The 15,608-nt window shown below is 59.3% G+C and carries 14 protein-coding genes; 12 read left to right on the forward strand and 2 right to left on the reverse strand.

Annotated elements, in window-relative coordinates; genetic code table 11:
- Window positions 1–87: 87 nt before the first annotated feature.
- Complete coding sequence (locus tag OP495_RS09005) at window positions 88–534, forward strand: nucleoside deaminase (RefSeq protein ID WP_280563463.1); 447 nt, start codon at window positions 88–90, stop codon at window positions 532–534.
- Window positions 535–630: 96 nt separating this feature from the next.
- A complete protein-coding gene (locus tag OP495_RS09010; protein ID WP_280568653.1) occupies window positions 631–1,065 on the forward strand; it encodes a hypothetical protein in 435 nt (144 codons plus the stop codon).
- Between the two features lie 139 nt (window positions 1,066–1,204).
- Here OP495_RS09010 and OP495_RS09015 read toward each other — a convergent pair whose 3' ends face one another.
- On the reverse strand, window positions 1,205–1,411 hold the full coding sequence (locus tag OP495_RS09015; RefSeq protein ID WP_040242353.1) for a cold-shock protein: 207 nt from the start codon (window positions 1,409–1,411) through the stop codon (window positions 1,205–1,207).
- A gap of 464 nt (window positions 1,412–1,875) precedes the next feature.
- Here OP495_RS09015 and OP495_RS09020 point away from each other — a divergent pair, with 464 nt between their 5' ends.
- The 3 genes from OP495_RS09020 to OP495_RS09030 all read left to right on the forward strand — a co-directional run bounded on the left by OP495_RS09020 (window position 1,876) and on the right by OP495_RS09030 (window position 3,646).
- On the forward strand, window positions 1,876–2,298 hold the full coding sequence (locus tag OP495_RS09020; RefSeq protein ID WP_280568656.1) for a TM2 domain-containing protein: 423 nt from the start codon (window positions 1,876–1,878) through the stop codon (window positions 2,296–2,298).
- Window positions 2,299–2,361: 63 nt separating this feature from the next.
- Complete coding sequence (locus OP495_RS09025) at window positions 2,362–2,937, forward strand: exopolysaccharide biosynthesis protein (protein WP_280563460.1); 576 nt, start codon at window positions 2,362–2,364, stop codon at window positions 2,935–2,937.
- A 67-nt stretch (window positions 2,938–3,004) separates the two neighbouring features.
- Entirely contained in the window at window positions 3,005–3,646 is a 642-nt protein-coding gene (locus OP495_RS09030) for a LysE family translocator (RefSeq protein WP_280563459.1), read from the forward strand.
- Window positions 3,647–3,703: 57 nt separating this feature from the next.
- Here OP495_RS09030 and OP495_RS09035 read toward each other — a convergent pair whose 3' ends face one another.
- Window positions 3,704–5,689 (reverse strand): transglycosylase SLT domain-containing protein, encoded by a 1,986-nt coding sequence (locus OP495_RS09035; RefSeq protein WP_280568657.1) that lies wholly within the window; start codon window positions 5,687–5,689, stop codon window positions 3,704–3,706.
- Between the two features lie 138 nt (window positions 5,690–5,827).
- Between OP495_RS09035 and OP495_RS09040 the strand changes: the two genes are divergently transcribed.
- The 7 genes from OP495_RS09040 to OP495_RS09070 all read left to right on the forward strand — a co-directional run bounded on the left by OP495_RS09040 (window position 5,828) and on the right by OP495_RS09070 (window position 15,608).
- Entirely contained in the window at window positions 5,828–6,160 is a 333-nt protein-coding gene (locus OP495_RS09040) for a YkvA family protein (RefSeq protein WP_280563457.1), read from the forward strand.
- Window positions 6,161–6,312: 152 nt separating this feature from the next.
- Window positions 6,313–8,211: a molecular chaperone HtpG gene (gene htpG / locus OP495_RS09045; protein WP_280568658.1), complete on the forward strand. Its 1,899-nt coding sequence runs from the start codon at window positions 6,313–6,315 to the stop codon at window positions 8,209–8,211.
- Window positions 8,212–8,341: 130 nt separating this feature from the next.
- Window positions 8,342–9,181: a glucosaminidase domain-containing protein gene (locus OP495_RS09050; RefSeq protein WP_280568660.1), complete on the forward strand. Its 840-nt coding sequence runs from the start codon at window positions 8,342–8,344 to the stop codon at window positions 9,179–9,181.
- Window positions 9,182–9,302: 121 nt separating this feature from the next.
- Entirely contained in the window at window positions 9,303–10,766 is a 1,464-nt protein-coding gene (locus tag OP495_RS09055) for a protein adenylyltransferase SelO family protein (protein WP_280568662.1), read from the forward strand.
- 588 nt (window positions 10,767–11,354) lie between these two features.
- On the forward strand, window positions 11,355–12,926 hold the full coding sequence (locus tag OP495_RS09060; RefSeq protein WP_280568664.1) for a Re/Si-specific NAD(P)(+) transhydrogenase subunit alpha: 1,572 nt from the start codon (window positions 11,355–11,357) through the stop codon (window positions 12,924–12,926).
- 18 nt (window positions 12,927–12,944) lie between these two features.
- Window positions 12,945–14,387 carry an NAD(P)(+) transhydrogenase (Re/Si-specific) subunit beta gene (locus tag OP495_RS09065; protein ID WP_280568666.1) on the forward strand — a complete coding sequence of 481 codons (1,443 nt, stop codon included), beginning with the start codon at window positions 12,945–12,947 and terminating at the stop codon, window positions 14,385–14,387.
- A gap of 150 nt (window positions 14,388–14,537) precedes the next feature.
- Window positions 14,538–15,608, forward strand: a complete 1,071-nt coding sequence (locus tag OP495_RS09070; RefSeq protein ID WP_280563451.1) for an NAD(P)H-dependent glycerol-3-phosphate dehydrogenase — start codon at window positions 14,538–14,540, stop codon at window positions 15,606–15,608.

Below are 15,608 nucleotides of genomic sequence, written 5' to 3' on the forward strand. Positions count from 1 at the left end.
TGCTTACGCTTGAAATTAATTAATGCGTAAGTGCCAAAAGCCAACGAGCTTAACGTGGTGCATAAGGTGAATGACAAGAGGATCGACATGGACCCATTTATGCAGGCAGCCATCGACGAGGCGCGCAAAGGATACGACGCGGGCGGGGTCCCCATCGGTTCTGTGCTTGTGCATCAGGGCGTTATCATCGGGCGTGGCCATAACCAACGCCAGCAGCGTGGCAGTGCCACTCTGCACGGTGAAATGGACGCCTTGGAAGATGCTGGCCGTTTGGCGGCGCATGTGTATCGTGAAGCGGTGCTTTATACCACACTGTCACCTTGTGTCATGTGTAGTGGCGCCATTTTGCTCCATGGCATCCCCGAGATCGTGATTGGCGAAAACTCGACTTTTCAAGGGGAGGAAACATTATTACGCCAACGTGGTGTCACGCTCACGGTATACGACAATCCGCAGTGCAAGGCGCTGATGGAACGGTTCATCGCCGAACGTCCCGAGATTTGGTACGAAGATATTGGCGAGCCCGGCACGTAGGGCTTGCCAACCCTGTACCATGAGGCCTGGATGGCCTCATGGGCTTTTAGGAAAGTGCCGGCCCCCGGCAAAATAAGCGACTCAAGGAGCGAAATGATGACGTATAAGCAATGGACGATGAGTGCGTTGGCATTGGTGATGTCACTTGGCCTGACGGCCTGCGATAGCGGTGACGATCCCGCTCAGGAGACTTCAGACAATAGCGAACAGGCGGCTGAAGAAACCCAGCAAGCCGCTGATGAGTCCGGCGATGAAATGGCCGAGATGAGCGACGAAGCCAGCAACGACATGGAAGAAATGGGAGACGAAGCCGCCGAAGGAACTTCCAACGCCATGGACGAAGCGGGCGAACAGGTCGACGAAGCGCAAGACGCCACCTCAGACGCTGCCGATGAGGCTGGCGATACAATGGATAATGCCGCCGACGAAACACAAGAGGCAGCCGACGAAGCAACCGACGAAGCGGCGGATGAAATGGATCAAGCCGCCGACGAAATGGATCAAGCGGCTGATGGTGACAATCAGTCCTGATATCGGCTCTGAGGGCGTTGGTAGGCGCCCACTATAGGGGCTAGCTATAACGTCTATGGAAATAAAAGAGCCCACCTAACGGTGGGCTCTCATGCGTTCGGAGCCTGCTATCGATCTCACGATCGCTGGGGTATCGGAATCAACCGACCACCTTGATGTTGGACGCCTGCAGGCCTTTCTTGCCCTGGGTGACCTCAAAGCTCACTTTTTGGCCATCTTGCAGCGTTTTGAAGCCTTCAGCCTGGATCTCGGAGAAGTGTGCGAACAGGTCATCGCCACCATCTTCTGGAGAGATGAAGCCATAGCCTTTGGTGTCGTTAAACCACTTGACAGTGCCAGTTGCCATTTTGAATTCCTTAACTGGCGAAGTAATGATGCGGGCCGACCCATGGGCGGCCATGGTACGTGGGTAAGACGAGGAGGGAATGCGCAAGGGACATCGAGAATTCGATTAACAGCTGACGACATTCGACTTGCCAACCTACGCAGCGGAAAATGCATTAGCCTAGGGTAGGCGTCAAGTTATTGCCGAGGGGCCTTTCCCGGTACCATGCACCGTCTATGCACAATAGATCGAAAATTCGGGGGGGCGTCCAGAGCGTCGGTATGTACGCCGTGGGTAAAGCATGGCGCCTTGATCGAAGGCATCATATTGCTGCCTGGAGTCTGTCTGACGAGCGTCGTCGCCTGGCATGCAAAATCGTCAACGACGCGGCGGGAACGTTGGCGCAGCCTGGGCGTCTGTCATGGTGATATCGCATCCTGGAGTTGGGGCGGATCACGCCAGTTCAATTTTGGAGGAGTTGTCACGTGTCCCATACCGCCGTCGCTGCGAACGATACGCATAGCAAGGTCGTGGGCTACCTGTTGTGGATATTTGGCTTTACCGGCTCGCACCGTTTTTACTACGGCAAGCCCATTACCGGCACGATTTGGTTTTTCACGTTAGGCCTGCTGGGCATCGGCTGGTTGGTCGACTTCTTCCTGATCCCGTTGATGGATCGTCAGGCGGACCTGCGTTTTCAGGCGGGACCCACCAGCTACACCCTTGCCTGGATATTGCTTACTTTCTTGGGCATCTTCGGTCTGCATCGCATGTACATGGGGAAATGGCTGACCGGGTTGTTGTATCTCGTCACCGGTGGGTTGTTCATGTTGGGTATCCTGTACGATTTCTGGACGCTCAATGACCAGATTTCGATGAAACATGCCAGGCGTGATCTGTTTGGCTGATAGTATGCGGTCTTCCACCGTGCAAGGCCATCATCGACAATCGCTCCCAAGGAGAAATCGCGCATGGAGTCGCGCATCAGTTTGACCCAGTTGCTGGAAACGCTTGACGAGACCAACGATGGCAAGACCATCCGCCTGCAGGATATCGTTGAGACGTTTCGTTCGCGGGGCTTCGGCCCCCTGATTACCTTGCCTGCATTGCTGGCATTCTTGCCCACTGGCGGTGTGCCCGGCGTGCCCACGCTATGTGCCGTGTTCATCGTCTTGATGGCGATGCAACAGTTGCTGGGGCGACAATCGCCTTGGTTGCCGAGGAAATTGCGTGAGCGGGGTATCAGCCATGACAAGCTGCACCGCACCGTCAAACGCGTTCGTCCCTGGACGCAACGTATCGATAAGCTGCTGGCACAGCGCCTGGACATATTGTTGCAACCGGCCGCGCGCCGCCTCGTCGCGGTGTTGGTCATCGTGCTTGCGATAGGCATGATTCCTCTGGAATTGCTCCCCTTTGCGGCGGCGATGCCGGCGCTGGCGATCACCGTCATCGGGCTGGGAATGACTGCGGACGATGGGCTGCTGCTGTTGATCGGTCTGTTATTGACCGTGGGCACGGCCGTATTTGCCTTCTGGGTCTGGTAGGCAGCGCGCCGCCTGGCGCGTCCGGTTCTATACTGCGTCTTTTCACGCTTCTACTCAGGAAACAGGTATGTTCTTCGACGCCCAGTTTTGGCCGTTTCTAGTGGCGATCACACTGCTGACGCTGACGCCGGGCGTGGACACGCTTCTGGTCATTCGTAACACCTCGCGCGGGGGCGTGCGCGATGGCATCTTGACCAGCGTTGCGATCTGCTCTGGCCTGTTCGTGCATGCCACCGTCTCGGCGCTCGGGATCTCGCTGATCCTGCTGCAATCGGCATGGGCCTTCAACGCGCTCAAGCTGCTCGGCGCGGGATATTTGATCTGGTTGGGGCTCAGGAGTCTGGTTAGCGCCCGCAGAGGTAGCGGTTTACCAGTAGCCGAAATGGGCGTATGCAAGGAGCGGGTCAGCACTTGGGTGTCATTGCGTGAAGGCTTTCTCTCCAATGTGCTCAATCCCAAGACTGTCGTGTTCTATATGGCGTTTCTGCCGCAGTTCATTGCGCCGGGTGATCCGGCGTTGGCCAAGTCATTGTGGCTTGCAAGCGTGCATTTCGTACTTGCCAATATATGGCAGATGGGCGTGGTACTGATGGTGGGAAGTGCCGCCAGATGGCTAGCCAAACGCTGGGTATCGCGCATGATGGAAGGGGCCACCGGCACTGTGCTGGTACTTTTCGGTGTCAAGCTGGCGCTGGCTCAGCGCCCCTGAGAAAGTCCGCAGGCCTTAGTGATGCGCCGACGCCCTGAGGAGCGTCGGCGCTTGCGTTTACGGGTTCTGGGCCAGCAACGTGGTGTCGTAAATGCCTTCACGTTCGGCCTGGGTCAGCAGTGCGACGCCTTGCGAATCGCCTTGTTTGGCGAGGCTCTCGAAGATGACGCGATACGTCAGCACGGCTTGCACGTAAGCGCGGGTTTCGTGGTATGGGATGCGCTCCACGAAGAGATCGAAATTACCGGAAGCCTCGCGCAGCCAACGGTCGACACTTCCGGGACCTGCGTTGTAAGCCGCAGCGGCGGCGAGGCGATTGCCTCGATAGCGCTCCATCATGTCGCGAATATAAGCGCTCCCCAGGCGAATATTGGTGGTCGGCTCGAAGAGCTCGCCGCGGCTTGGTGCATCGATGTCCAGGTTGCGACTGACATGCGATGCGGTGTCCGGCATGAGCTGCATGAGCCCGCGTGCGCCGACCGGCGAGACCGCTTGGCGATTGAATGCGCTCTCCCGCCGAGAAATCGCCATCAGCAGGTAGGGGTCGACGCCGTTGCGTTGGCCCCACTGATCGAAGTTCGCTTTGTACGCTGAAGGAAAACGCCACGCCAGGGCATCCCATTGCTGGGCCATGATTGCTCCATGCACGGCCAGGTCGTACCAGCCCCGCTCCAGCGCGTAGGCGTTGAGTGCGGCGGTATCGGATGCACTGGCCTGGTCGATGGCGTGGAACCATTCGCTACGTGCGAGCCCTGGCTCATCGATGCGCCGCAGAGCCTCGCTGCGCTGGACGCTGGGTCGCATGGCGGCCAGCTCGCTTTGCAGTGGCGTGACGTCGGGCATATTCATATTCAAGGCATAGGGCTGGCCGAGCTTGTCAGCGGCTGCGAAGGCAAAGAATCCGCGCTCCTGGGCGGCAAGTTGCCAAGCGGCTTGCGCGGACTCGGTGTCGCCACGCTGATTGAGTGCGCGGCCCAGCCAGTATTGCCAATGCGCCTTCTGGCGGGTGGCTTTCGGCATCGCATCGATCCAGTCGATGACCTCGCCCCAGTCCTGATCGGCCAGGGCATTGCGTACCCGCAATTCGAATAGGTCGCCATCCGCGAGACGGGGCAAGGCGTCGTCGGCCCAGCCAAGATTGTTATCGACGTCGCGTACCATCGAATAAAACGCCAGATCGTGCTCGATGGTATGGCGTTGCGTGTCGCTCAACGAGAGGTGGGGGGCGATCTTGCGCCAGGCCTCGAGCGCGGCCTCCGTGTCGGCGCGCGTGAAATTGTGCATGGCGGCCGTGAAGAGTGCGCCGCTGCCTTGCCCCTGGGGGCCGATATCGGTGGGGATTTCGGTAATTGCCGCATAGTTACTGCGCAGGCGCTCGAGTGCGTCGATACCCGTGTCCCAGTCGCCGTCGAGCTGGTCTGCCAGGTAGCCGACGAGGCGACTCTCGCCGCCTTGCCAGGCCAGCGTCAGCCGTGTCCAGATATCGCCCTCGTCAATATCGCCGCGTTCGCGCAAGGTGTCGAACAACCGGTCGCAGGCGCTAGGTTGCGAATGGCCAACCCGCCATAGTTCGCGTCCGCCTTGCGCGGCTTCTTGTGGTTGGCGATCAAGCAGGGCGGTGTAGTAATAGCATTGCCGGATGGTGCCCGAGGGCTTGCCATCGCTGATGGCCAGCAGATCGTCGAAGCGGCCGTCGCGGCCAAATGCGATCTGTGCCTGGCCGCGCATCCAGTCCGATAGGGGCGAGTCGGTATGGCGTGCGATGTAGCTTTCTACCTCCACCGCAGGGGCGCTCGACAGATGCGCCTTGAGGCGGTGATATTCTACGTAGCCGGCCAGCACATGATCGTCGATGGCGGCGTTATCGATGCGTGACCAGCGGTGATCGCGGGCGGCATCGAGTGCGTCTTTCATGGCGCGATCTGCGGCGTCTAGCGCCTGAGTGTCGGAGTGTGCCTGGGCGGCGGTGACTTGTAACGCAAGTCCTAGCGAAGCCACCGATAATAGCGTCAGCCAGCGTTGGCGAAGCCGCGATGCGAGCATCTTCCATGTCTCCTTGCTTGCCTGGCGGGATAATGATGTGATCATCCTCGCTCAGGGGACACGCCTTGGGTAGTGTTGTCGAATGGCGACACTCTGCATGATGACGCCAGCAGGCACGCAACGCCAAGGAGGCATGCCATGAAGTTCATGCGAGGATTGGCCCTATGGTCGCGGCTCAAACAGCGCAGCGGGGCATTGATGCGCATCGCCCGCGCGCTGCGTGTGTTCGTGCCCATGCTGGGCGACGTGACTGCCGGTCGTTATCGCCCGGTGCCCTGGGCAGCGTGCGGCTGGATGACGGCGGCGGTGGCCTACTTGATCCTGCCATTCGATATCATTCCCGATTTCCTGATGCTCATCGGAGTGATCGATGACGTCTTCATCGTCGGCTGGTTGCTGACCCGCGTCGACCATTCGCTTGCGCCTTACCGCCGCTGGAAAGGCATCGATCCGCCCGATACCACGTCCTGAGATTGTAGCCCTTGACCATGGAAAACTATGGCTGGGCCGCAAACGCTTGAAAAGTCTCGCGCGGCCCCCATATCGATGCGCATGACGACATCTGTCGTCGCATTTTTCACCGTTTAACATGCATCCGTTATGGCCACAGGGGAATTTCGACCATGACCACCGCCGCTCAAGCCGAAACAATGGGCTTCCAGACCGAAGTCAAACAGCTCTTGCAGTTGATGATTCACTCCCTGTATTCCAACCGGGAGATCTTCCTGCGCGAGTTGATTTCCAACGCTGCGGATGCCTGCGACAAGTTGCGCTACGAGGCGTTGGATGACGATACGCTGTACGGCAATGACAGCGAGTTGCGCGTCGAGATCGAGCACGATGCTGAAGCGGGCACCGTCACCGTGCGTGACAATGGCATCGGCATGAGCCGCGACGAGGTCATCCAGAACCTGGGGACTATCGCACGCAGCGGCACGGCGGAATTCCTCCAGCAGCTTTCCGGCGAAAAACAGAAAGATGCCAAGCTGATCGGTCAGTTCGGTGTGGGCTTCTATTCCGGTTTCATCGTCTCCGACGAAATCACCGTGCGCACGCGCCGAGTCGATCAGGAACAGGGCGTAGAATGGCATTCCCGTGGTGAAGGCGAGTTCGATATCGCGGATATCGACAAGCCCGCACGTGGCACCGAAATCGTGATGCACTTGAAGGAAGACGCCAAGGAATTCGCCGACGCCGAGCGTCTCAAGCATCTCGTACGCACTTACTCCGATCATATCGAAGTCCCGGTGCGCATGCCCAAGGTCGAGAAGGCCCACGATGAAGAAGGCAACGAGATCGAGGGGAGCGAAACCGTCACCTGGGAAACCGTCAACGAGGCGACGGCGCTGTGGGTGCGGCCCAAGGAAGAAATCAGCGATGACGAATACAAAGCTTTCTACAAGCACGTAGCACACGATTTCAGCGATCCGCTGATCTGGAGCCACAACAAGGTCGAAGGCACGCTCGAATACACCAGCTTGCTTTACGTGCCGGGTCGCGCGCCATTCGATCTCAATCAGCGCGAGGGCGTGCGTGGGCTCAAGCTGTATGCGCAGCGCGTGTTCATCATGGACGACGCCGAGCAGTTCCTGCCGCTTTATCTGCGTTTCATCAAGGGCGTGGTCGACTCCAAGGATCTGTCGCTCAACATCTCGCGTGAATTGCTGCAAAAAGATCCCCAGGTCGACAAGCTCAAGTCCGCGCTGACTAAACGCTCGCTGGACATGCTCAAGAAGCTGGCCAAAGATGATGACGTCTACCAGACGTTCTGGAATGCCTTTGGTAACGTGCTCAAGGAGGGGTTGGCGGAAGATACTGCCAACCGTGACAAGATCGCCGAGCTGTTGCGTTTCTCTTCCACGCATACCGACAGTGCGACTCAGGATCGGTCGCTGGCCGGTTACGTGGAACGCATGAAGGAAGGCCAGCAGAAGGTTTATTATCTGGTGGCCGATGGCTTCAATGCGGCAAGTCACAGCCCGCATTTGGAAATCTTCCGCAAGAAGGGCATCGAGGTACTATTGCTGCATGACCGTATCGATGAGTGGCTGATGAGCCATCTCACCGAGTACGACGGCAAGGCCCTGGTCGATGTCGCCAAGGGCGATCTCGATCTTGACGAGATGGCTGACGAGGAAGAGAAGAAAGCACAGGAAGAAACGGCCAAGGCCAAGGCGTCGCTGCTCGAGCGCGTCAAGACTGCGTTGGGCGACGAGGTGCAGGAAGTGCGCATCACCCATCGTCTGACCGACTCGCCGGCGTGTGTCGTACTTTCCGAACACGATATGGGCTATCAGATGCGCCGCCTCATGGAAGCGGCCGGACAGCCGTTGCCGGAAGTCAAGCCTATCCTCGAACTCAACCCCGAGCATGGGTTGGTGACACGCCTGGAAAGCGCCGACGACGCCGGGTTCGATGATCTCGCGCGGATCCTGCTCGATCAGGCGATCATCGCCGAGGGCGGACATCTCGAGGACCCCGCCACCTATGTCCAGCGTCTCAACAAGCTCCTGAGCAACTGAGTCGCGTTGACGTTCGCTTACCGGGCCGGCCGCATGGGCTGGCCCGTTTCATTTTGATGCCAGCAATATTGACTCAACATGGACGTTCGTTGTTGCTAGGCTGGCGCCGTCATGTTCAAGGAGTCGTCTCATGCCGATTCGGCACGACTTGTTCTTTTCTCGGCGGTGGCGTGGCGTTATCGCGGTGGTATTGCTGGGGGGGCTTGGCGTGACGGCGCCGCCACCCCTGGATGCCCACGCCGCGTCTCCCACGCGGGACGTGCGCACGCTCGAAAGCAACGTCGATACGCCGGCTCTCGATCCCGTCGAGGAGATGCCGGACCTGCGCGAATATGCGGCCGGTCCCGAGCGCAAGACAGCATTTCTCGAGCTGCTGGTGCCGCTGGTCGAAGCCGAAAACGCCAACATCCAGGCCCAGCGTGATTGGTTGCTCGACGCGCGTGAGCGCCGGGATTCGCTGAGTGATGCCGAGCGGTCGCATCTGCAACGATTGTGCGATAGCTACCAGATCGAATGCGGCACATCCAACACGTTCGAGTACCTTCTCTCGCGTGTCGATACTTTGCCGTTGGAAATGGTGGTCATCCAGGCCGTCGAAGAGTCGGGATGGGGAACGTCGCGCTTCGCACGCAAGGGCAACAACCTGTTCGGTTTGCGCTGCTTCGGTGATGGCTGTGGTCTGGCTCAAGAAGGAAGCCAGCGTCGCTATCAACACTTCGATAGCGTCCAGGCAAGTATCGGCGCGTACCTGCATAATTTGAACACGCACCGTGCTTATCTCGCGATGCGTCAAACGCGGGCTGCGCAGAAAGAACAAGGCGAGTCCGCCAGTGCCGAGTCCTTGATTCGCACACTGGACAGCTACTCGGTGCGTGATAATTACTTCGACGTGCTGTTGGCGCTGCTGCGCACCAATGCTGAATTGATTCGCGAACACAGCAGCGGCGACGCCGAAGATAGCCCGGCCTGAGGCGTTGCCTCCGCCGCGTTTCGACGCCGCCTTCGGGCGGCGTTTTTGGTCGCTCGGCACGCTTTTATCGGTCGTTGCCGGGCGTGTAAAGTAGCTCCATATGCCCCTTCGCGAGGTCGCCATGACACTCGATGCGCTGCGCTTCGACAATGCTTGGGCGCGTTTGCCCAATGACTTCTTTACCCGGGTCAGCCCCGCCGCCTGGAAAAACACGCGACTGGTGGATATCAGTCCGCGAGGTGCCCGTGCGCTAGGCTTCGACCCTGCGCTTTTCAACGACGACTCTCCATCACGAGAGACATTGCGCCAAGTCATGGGGGGTGAAACCGTCTTATCGGGAATGGACCCTCTGGCACAGAAATATACCGGCCATCAGTTCGGGGTCTATAACCCCGCCTTGGGCGATGGACGCGGACTGCTGCTGGGAGAGGTGGAGGCCGATGACGGCTTCTGGGACCTACATCTCAAGGGAGCCGGACAAACGCCGTATTCGCGCTTCGGTGATGGCCGCGCGGTGCTGCGTTCGACGATTCGTGAATATCTCGCCGGTGAGGCCATGGCGGGATTGGGTATTCCCACGACGTTGGCGCTGGCCCTGTCGATTAACGACGAGAAGGTCCAGCGTGAGCGGGTCGAGCCCGGCGCGACCCTGTTGCGCCTGGCGCCCAGTCATGTGCGCTTCGGGCACTTCGAATGGCTGTATCAGGCGCGTCGCACCGAGGACCTTCAGCGTCTCGTCGAGCATGTCATTACGCGTCACCGTCCAGCCTTGGCGGAATGTGAGGCACCGGCAGAGGCGCTGTTCGGCGATACGGTCGTGCGCACGGCACGCCTGATCGCTGCCTGGCAAGCGTATGGCTTCGTGCATGCAGTGATGAATACCGACAACATGTCGATTCTGGGATTGACGCTGGACTACGGGCCCTATGCCTTCATGGACCGTTATGATCCGACCTTGGTACCCAACCATACTGATACTTCTGGCCGTTACGGCTTCGATCAACAACCCGGGGTAGGGTTGTGGAATCTCTCGGTGCTGGGCCAGTCGCTGACGCCGTTGGCCGATCCAGAAGCGCTACGTACGCAGTTAGCGGAGTACGAACCGGCGCTACAACAGGAGTATGCGCGCTTGATGCGGGCACGCTTGGGGCTTGAGCACGTGCAAGATGGCGACGCCCAACTGGTTCAGGACTGGCTGACGCTGCTGGCCGACGCCGGTGCCGACTATCATCGCGCCTTTCGTGCCTTGGGTGAATGGGCCCTCGATGAGGGCGCGTGGCTGCATGAAGAGGTACCGGCGGATGGTCTGGCGGCCTGGCTGTCGCGTTATCAAAAGCGTCTCGAGGACGAATCACGCGATGCCGCGTCGCGCCGTGATGCCATGCAGGCGGTCAACCCTCTCTATGTGCCGCGCACGCACCTCATTCAGCAGGTCATCGAGGCGGCGGAAGCTGGCGATACAGCGCCGTTGTCCGAATTCCGTGCCTTGCTCGAAGATCCCTTTACGCCGCAGCCGGGCATGGAGCACTGGGCGGCCGCTCCGGCGCCGGAGGCCTCGGTCATCTGTCTTTCCTGCTCATCGTGACATCGTCAGACGCCGTATGACGGCGTCTCGCGATAGCCGTTGCTCGACCAACGCATGGGCTACGTGCGCTTCTCGAACGCCAGGGCGTCGAGGTGCTGAGCGTGGAGGAGCTGTGTCGTGATTGTTGAATGTCGTTATCGGAAAAGCGACGTTCGTGCTTTCGATATGCGCGAGTCTTAACTGAAGAAGAGTGCAAATAATGTATCGTTTATGATGTCTATAAGAGAATGAATAGGTCGTGTTTATAAAATAATTTCAAGCTAAAACAAGGAGTTGTGAGTAATCATGAAGCATAAGAGCTGTGTTATGCTTGTTATAACTCAATGATTATGATGGGAAATTTTGTTTTTCCTATTGATTTTCAAGATGTTTTTCTTTAAATAAATAAGATCTTTTATTCGAGATACATCGATGTTCCCGGTGTATGACGACGTTATTTGCATGGCCACGTTCCAATGTATCGACATGAACAAGATTCCATGAGGGAGAGTTCTATGCGACGAGCAAGGGGTCAAGGATGAACATTACCGAATATATGACAAGCGGTGCCTGGCAAGGTGCCATCCGACACGAAACAGGAGGTGCGGCATGAGAATTGGGGCTCCCAGGGAGCGTGCCCAGGGCGAGGCGCGCGTGGCGCTGACGCCGGAAAGTGCTCAGCACATCCAGAAACTCGGCCATGAATGCGTCGTCGAGTCGGGCGCCGGGCGGTCGGCTGGTTTTGACGACGATGCATATCGCGATGCGGGTGTCGAGGTCGTCGATGGCGGCACGGCGTTGTGGTCGACGGCCGATGTTGTCATCAAAGTACGCGAACCCGAAGAAGAAGAGGTCGGCTATCTACGCGAAGGGCAAACGCTGATCGCGTTTTTCTGGCCGGCTCAGAACGAGGACTTGCTCGAGCGTTGCAAGGCGACCGGCGCCACGGTTCTGGCCATGGACATGGTGCCGCGTATCTCGCGGGCGCAGAAGATGGATGCGCTTTCCAGCACCGCCAACATCGCCGGCTACCGTGCCGTGATCGAGGCCGGCAATCAGTTCGGGCGCTTCTTCGCCGGCCAGGTCACGGCGGCGGGCAAGGTGCCGCCGGCCAAGGTGCTGGTCGTAGGCGCGGGCGTCGCCGGGCTCTCGGCCATCGGCACCGCGACCAGCCTGGGCGCCGTGGTACGTGCCTTCGACGTACGCCCCGAAGTGGCCGAGCAGATCGAGTCGATGGGCGCCGAATTCCTGTTCCTCGACTTCGAGGACAGCCAGGATGGCTCGGGCTCTGGCGGTTATGCCGCCCCCTCCAGCCCCGAGTTTCGCGAGAAGCAGCTGGCGCTGTTCCGCGAGCAGGCGCCCGAGGTGGATATCGTTATCACCACTGCGCTGATCCCGGGCAAGCCGGCGCCCAAGCTGTGGCTCGAGGACATGGTCCAGGCCATGAAACCGGGGTCGGTGATCGTTGACTTGGCGGCCGAGAAGGGCGGTAACTGCGATCTCACCGTACCCGACGAACGTACCGTCACCGACAACGGCGTGGTCGTCGTCGGCTATACCGATTTCCCCTCGCGCATGGCGACGCAGGCATCGTTGCTCTACGCCACCAATATCCGCCACATGCTCACCGATCTGACGCCGGAAAAGGATGGCGTGATCGTTCACGACATGGAAGACGACGTGATTCGTGGCGTCACCGTGGCGCATCATGGCGAGATTACCTTTCCGCCCCCGCCGCCCAAGGTCAATGCCATCGGACAGTCGGCACCCAAGGAGAAGCCCAAGGAGCCCACTGCTGAAGAGAAGAAGGCTGCTGAGCATGCCAACTTCCTTTCTCAGACCAAGCGCCAAGTGGGCATGCTCGTAGCCGGTGGTGTGGTGATGGGCCTACTGGGCCTGGTGGCGCCGACGTCGTTCATGCAGCACTTCATTGTGTTCGTACTGGCCTGCTTCGTGGGTTTCCAGGTGATCTGGAATGTCAGTCACTCGCTTCATACGCCGCTGATGGCGGTGACCAACGCCATCTCGGGCATCATTATCCTCGGCGCGGTCCTGCAGATCGGGTCGGGCAGTTGGCTGGTAGGCGTGTTGGCCGGCATTTCGGTGCTGATTGCCACCATTAATATCGTGGGTGGTTTCCTGGTGACGCGCCGGATGCTCGCCATGTTCCAGAAATCCTAACGCGGCGGAGAAAAGACGATGTTGAGTCAAGGATTGGTGTCCGCCGCAGCGGTGGCGGCAAGTGTGTTGTTCATCCTCTCGCTGGGGGGACTGAGTAATCAGGAAAAGGCCAAGCGTGCCGTCTGGTATGGCATTGTCGGGATGGCCCTGGCGGTAGTCTTCACCATGTTCGGCCCCAATGTGGGCGGCTATTGGTGGATGATCCCGATGATGGTGATCGGCGCCGGGATCGGGGGCTACCTGGCCAAGAAGGTCGACATGACCGAGATGCCCCAGCTTGTGGCGGCATTGCATAGCTTCGTCGGTTTGGCGGCGGTGTTCATCGGCTTCAACGCTGACCTGGAACGTCGACGTGTCATGGCGGCGCAACTCGCTGGAGACGCCAGCGAGCGGTTTTCGGCCTTCGCAGCGCTGGTGGCTGAGAAGACACCGGCCGAGCTGACCTTTCTGCAGGTCGAGGTGGTGTTGGGAGTGTTCATCGGCGCGGTGACGTTTACCGGCTCGGTGATTGCCTTCGGCAAGCTGGCAGGCAAGGTGGACGGCAAGCCGCGTCAATTGCCGGGCGGCCATCTGCTCAATGCCGGGGCGGCGATCGCCTCGCTACTGCTGGCAATCGCCTACCTCAATGGTGCTGGCTTCTGGACGCTGCTGTTGTTGGCGCTGCTGGCATTCTTCATCGGCTATCACCTGATCATGGGCATCGGCGGCGCCGACATGCCGGTGGTAGTGTCGATGCTCAACAGCTATTCCGGCTGGGCAGCGGCGGCCATCGGCTTTACGCTCTCCAACGATCTGCTGATCGTCACTGGGGCGTTGGTGGGCTCCTCCGGTGCTATTCTCTCCTACATTATGTGCAAGGCGATGAATCGTAACTTCGTCAACGTGATTCTGGGCGGCTTCGGTGGCAGCAAGGGGCCGGCCGCAGAGATCGAAGGCGAGCAGGTGGCCATCGATACCGGTGGCGTGGCCAGTACGCTCAACGAGGCCGACAGCGTGATCATCGTACCCGGCTATGGTATGGCGGTGGCGCAGGCGCAGAACGCGGTCAGCGAACTGACGCGCAAGTTGCGCGCCGCCGGCAAGACCGTGCGTTTCGGTATTCATCCGGTTGCCGGACGTTTGCCGGGGCACATGAACGTGCTGCTGGCCGAGGCCAAGGTGCCGTACGATATCGTAATGGAGATGGACGAGATCAACGACGACTTCGCCGAGACCGACGCGGTGATCGTCATTGGTTCCAATGACATCGTCAACCCTGCCGCTGAGGAGGACCCCAACAGTCCCATCGCCGGCATGCCGGTGCTCAAGGTCTGGGAAGCCAAGAACGTCTTCGTCTGCAAGCGTGGCCAGGGGACGGGCTACTCGGGTATCGAGAACCCGCTGTTCGTCAAGGAAAACACGCGTATGCTGTATGGCGATGCCAAATCGAGCATCGATGCCTTGTTGCCGATGATCGATTGATCGGCCTGCTGTATGACAAGAGCAGAGCGAGTAGCGCGACGACACCGCCCACGGGCGGTGTCGTCGTTTGCAGGCAGATGACGATCGGGCGTGCGTGACACGTCAGGTTCGCTACAATGGCGTCATTTCGCAGGCCACCAGGAAACGTCCATGACCGACGAACGTCTTCAAGTCGCCGTGCTTGGCGGCGGCAGCTTTGGCACCGCTATCGCAAGCATTGCCGCCGACAATGGAGCCCGTGTGCGCCAGTGGTTGCGCGACCCGGCCTTGATCGAGCAGATCAACCGTGAGCATCGCAATCCACGCTACTTGCCAAATTACGCCATCAATCCTTCGGTGGTCGCTTCCGACGATATGCGTGCGGTACTACAGGATGCCGAGGTGATCTTCATCGCCATTCCCTCGAGCGCCTTTTCCGCCGTCGTTCGTCAGGCTCGGGCATGGCTCGAGCCTTCGCAAATTCTGGTCAGTACCACCAAGGGAATCCATGAGGAAGGCTTCAAACTGATGAGCCAGATCCTTGAGGAGGAGACCGGGTTCCCCCATATCGGCGTGCTTTCAGGGCCCAATCTCGCCTCCGAGATTGCCGACAAGCACCTTACGGCGACGGTCATCGCCAGCGACGATCCCTATACCCGGGCGCGGGTACAATCGGCACTCGGCTGCGATTATTTCCGCGTCTATGCCAGCAACGACCGCTATGGCGTCGAATTGGGCGGTGCGCTGAAAAACATCTATGCCATCGCCGCGGGGATGGCGGCGGCGCTTGGCATGGGAGAAAACACGCGCAGCATGCTGATGACCCGGGCGCTGGCGGAAATGAGCCGTTTCGCAGTGGCGTTGGGCGCCAATCCGATGACCTTCATCGGGCTGGCGGGCGTGGGAGATCTCATCGTGACCTGCTCGTCGAAGCTCTCGCGCAATTACCGCGTCGGGTTCGCGCTGGGCGAGAATAAAACGCTCGAGGAAGCCATAGAGTCGCTGGGTCAAGTGGCGGAAGGCGTCAATACAGTCAGTCTGGTACGTGCGAAAGCGCGCCGTGAAGATATTTACATGCCCCTGGCAGAAGGGCTTTACCAAGTGCTGTTCAACGGCGTGCCGGCGCGGCAGATGGCGCAAATGCTCATGCAGCAAGAGCAGAGCAGCGACGTTGAGTTCGTGCTGCCGCGACAGGATGTATCCGAGGCACGTCGGATGGAACCCGGCGCTGAGGAGACTTAA

Origin of the sequence: Chromohalobacter sp. 296-RDG, from assembly GCF_029889885.1 — a bacterium.
GTDB lineage: Bacteria > Pseudomonadota > Gammaproteobacteria > Pseudomonadales > Halomonadaceae > Chromohalobacter.

What these genes read in the sequence shown, in the direction of transcription:
- OP495_RS09005 (WP_280563463.1), top strand. Translation starts at nt 88, where the DNA reads ATGGACCCATTTATGCAGGCAGCCATCGACGAGGCGCGCAAAGGATAC.
- OP495_RS09010 (WP_280568653.1), top strand. Translation starts at nt 631, where the DNA reads ATGACGTATAAGCAATGGACGATGAGTGCGTTGGCATTGGTGATGTCA.
- OP495_RS09015 (WP_040242353.1), bottom strand. Translation starts at nt 1,411, where the DNA reads ATGGCAACTGGCACTGTCAAGTGGTTTAACGACACCAAAGGCTATGGC.
- OP495_RS09025 (WP_280563460.1), top strand. Translation starts at nt 2,362, where the DNA reads ATGGAGTCGCGCATCAGTTTGACCCAGTTGCTGGAAACGCTTGACGAG.
- OP495_RS09030 (WP_280563459.1), top strand. Translation starts at nt 3,005, where the DNA reads ATGTTCTTCGACGCCCAGTTTTGGCCGTTTCTAGTGGCGATCACACTG.
- OP495_RS09035 (WP_280568657.1), bottom strand. Translation starts at nt 5,689, where the DNA reads ATGCTCGCATCGCGGCTTCGCCAACGCTGGCTGACGCTATTATCGGTG.
- OP495_RS09040 (WP_280563457.1), top strand. Translation starts at nt 5,828, where the DNA reads ATGAAGTTCATGCGAGGATTGGCCCTATGGTCGCGGCTCAAACAGCGC.
- htpG (WP_280568658.1), top strand. Translation starts at nt 6,313, where the DNA reads ATGACCACCGCCGCTCAAGCCGAAACAATGGGCTTCCAGACCGAAGTC.
- OP495_RS09050 (WP_280568660.1), top strand. Translation starts at nt 8,342, where the DNA reads ATGCCGATTCGGCACGACTTGTTCTTTTCTCGGCGGTGGCGTGGCGTT.
- OP495_RS09055 (WP_280568662.1), top strand. Translation starts at nt 9,303, where the DNA reads ATGACACTCGATGCGCTGCGCTTCGACAATGCTTGGGCGCGTTTGCCC.
- OP495_RS09060 (WP_280568664.1), top strand. Translation starts at nt 11,355, where the DNA reads ATGAGAATTGGGGCTCCCAGGGAGCGTGCCCAGGGCGAGGCGCGCGTG.
- OP495_RS09065 (WP_280568666.1), top strand. Translation starts at nt 12,945, where the DNA reads ATGTTGAGTCAAGGATTGGTGTCCGCCGCAGCGGTGGCGGCAAGTGTG.
- OP495_RS09070 (WP_280563451.1), top strand. Translation starts at nt 14,538, where the DNA reads ATGACCGACGAACGTCTTCAAGTCGCCGTGCTTGGCGGCGGCAGCTTT.